This is a genomic window from Yaniella soli (assembly GCF_054782375.1).
Genome location: NZ_BAAGSP010000080.1, coordinates 1 through 1,038, shown reverse-complemented (window position 1 = coordinate 1,038; position 1,038 = coordinate 1). Strand labels below are relative to the sequence as shown.

At 56.3% G+C, this 1,038-nt stretch carries 1 protein-coding gene; it reads right to left on the bottom strand.

Annotated elements, in window-relative coordinates:
• The coding region (gene istA, locus ACYVJT_RS15270) for an IS21 family transposase (RefSeq protein ID WP_499418564.1) at positions 1-912 on the bottom strand (912 nt) is incomplete at its 3' end.
• Positions 913-1,038 lie beyond the last annotated feature (126 nt).

Here is a 1,038-nt window from a genome sequence, read left to right as displayed (position 1 = left end):
CAGTTCATAGGGCTCGGCCGGCACGGGATGCAGATGCTGTAGTTCTTGTGTGAGGCGTTCTGCTGGGATGAATCCGGCGGCGTGCTCACGGTGATTGATATCGTAGACCCACTGATCACATGCCTCTTGCAACTCGGCGAAACTGGCATACTCGGCTCGCAGGTTCACACCGGTGGGGACCAGATCAGCTTTGGCGACTTTCACTGCGTTTTCTACTCCACCCTTGGTTGCTGGGTCATAAGGCACACACGTATGGATCGCCGTTCCATACCAACGGGCAGCAGAGACGATCCGTTGATTGCGCACCGGCAGATTACACACATGGTCCACGGTCACGGTTTTCTCGTTATCAGTCAACACCGCCGATGGCACTCCGCCCAGGGTGCGGAAACAGGCGTCTAAGGCGCCGATGACACTGGGCATTTGTTTATCAAACAGTGGGATCACGAACCGGAATTTCGACCACGCCAGCCAGGCCACGAATAACACCGTGGCTTTACCAGCTACCATTGGGCCATCGCCGAAGTCGTATTGCAACCACTGGCCCGGTGCCGGTACCCAGGGCTTATGCACCCGCTGCTGGGCGGCAGCATAAGTGTTTTTGGCTTCGCGAACCGCTCTGGAAGTCGACCGCTGCGAACCGGTGTAGCCCATCCCCTCCAGGGCCTCGTGGACTTTATGCGCCATAATCGTCCCGCTGGAACGATCCACCAGTTCGTCGATTTTGTCACGATAGTCATCGGTGAGCTTGGCACGAATAACCCGTTTGGGTAGCGGATCGCCCGCCTGGCGGGCGAGCACAAATTTCTTGACGGTGTTGGGTGCGCACCCAACATGCTTGGCGGCGGCTCGGTATGAGCCATGTAGATCAAATGCTTCTAGAATATCCATGATGAGCCTTTCGGTTTTCATCAATGGCCTCCCGGTGGTCACTGAATATGTCTGGCGACTTTCAGTTCACCACTTGGGAGGTCATTTTGCTTGGAAGACAAACCGAACCCGTTGCTCACCGGGAGAAATACTGGTTACCGGCCTGTC